1 protein-coding gene is annotated in these 1,659 nt (G+C 65.7%); it reads right to left on the reverse strand.

Annotated elements, in window-relative coordinates; genetic code table 11:
- Positions 1-1,659: electron transfer flavoprotein-ubiquinone oxidoreductase (locus GR328_RS26430; protein WP_246216113.1), on the reverse strand; the 1,659-nt coding region annotated here is incomplete at both ends.

The following is a 1,659-nucleotide window of genomic DNA, read 5'->3' on the forward strand; positions in this document are numbered from 1 at the left end:
ACATATTGACGTAGTTGGGTCCGCCGCCGCCCTCGGGGGTGATCCAGGTGATGTTCTGGTTGGGGTCCTTGATGTCGCAGGTCTTGCAGTGGACGCAGTTCTGGGCGTTGATCTGGAAGCGCACGCCCCCCTCGCCCTCAACCCACTCGTACACGCCCGCCGGGCAGTAGCGTTGCGAGGGACCGCCGAACACGTCGTGCTCGGACACCTTCTGCAGGCCCATGTCCTTCACCTTGAGATGGACCGGCTGATCCTCCTCGTGGTTGGTGTTGGACAGGAACACCGAGGACAGCCTGTCGAAGGTCAGCACCCCATCGGGCTTGTCGTACTTGATCGGCTTCACCTGGTTGAGCGGCAGCAGGCATTCATGATCCGGCTTGCCGTGCTTCATGGTGCCGAAGAAGGACCAGCCAAACAGCTCCGTCATCCACATGTCGAGCCCGCCCAGCGCCACGCCCGCGGCCGTGCCGTATCTCGACCACAGCGGCTTCACGTTGCGCACCCGCTTGAGATCGTAGCCGATGGGCGAGGAGCGCCAGGCCTCCTCGTAGGACGAAACCTCGTCGTTGGCCCGCCCCGCCTGCAGGGCTGCGAACACGTGATCGGCGCACAGCATGCCCGACAGGATGGCGTTGTGGCTGCCCTTGATGCGCGGCACGTTCACGAAGCCGGCCGAGTCGCCCACCAGGCAGCCGCCCGGGAAGGACAGCCGCGGCACCGATTGCCAGCCGCCCTCCATGATGGCGCGCGCGCCGTAGCCGATGCGCTTTCCGCCCTCGAACACGTCGCGCACCATCGGGTGGGTCTTGAAGCGCTGGAACTCGTCGAAGGGCGAGAGGGTCGGGTTCTTGTAGTTGAGATGCACCACGAAACCGACAGAGACGAGATTGTCGTCGAAATGATAGAGCCAGGAGCCGCCGCCCGCGTTGTTCGGCAACGGCCAGCCCATGGAATGGCGCACGAGGCCCGGCTGGAACTTCTCCGGTTTGACCTGCCACAGCTCCTTGATGCCGATGCCGTATTTCTGGTGGTCGCGGCCCTGGTTCAGGCCGTAGCGCTCCACCATCTGCCTGGTGAGCGACCCGCGCGCCCCCTCGCCGAAGATCGTGTACCGGGCGCGCAGCTCCATGCCGCGGGTGAAATTGGCGTTGGGCTCGCCGTTGCGCCCGATGCCCATGTCGCCGGTGGCGACACCCACCACCTTGCCGTCCTCGATCAGCACCTCGGAAGCCGGGAAGCCCGGATAGATCTCGACCCCCAATTCCTCGGCCTTGCGGCCGAGATAGCGGGCGACGTTGCCCAGCGACCCCACGAAGTTGCCGTGGTTGTTCATGAGCTTGGGCATGAACACGTTGGGCAGCCGCACGCCGCCCGCGTGCCCCAGATACATGAACTCGTCGGCCGTCACCTCCGTCTTGAGGGGCCGGTCGGGATCGGTGCGCCACTCGGGCAGGAGGCCGTCGAGGCCGATGGGGTCGATCACCGCGCCGGAGAGAATGTGAGCGCCCACCTCGGAGCCCTTCTCCACCACCACGACGGAGATGTCCGCGCCCTTCTCGACCGCCTGCTGCTTGAGACGGATCGCCGTCGCCAGGCCCGCAGGGCCAGCGCCCACAATCACGACGTCGAACTCCATCGATTCACGGGCGGGAAAATCGG

It is taken from the genome of Microvirga makkahensis, from assembly GCF_009830105.1.
GTDB classification, from domain to species: Bacteria; Pseudomonadota; Alphaproteobacteria; order Rhizobiales; family Beijerinckiaceae; genus Microvirga; species Microvirga makkahensis.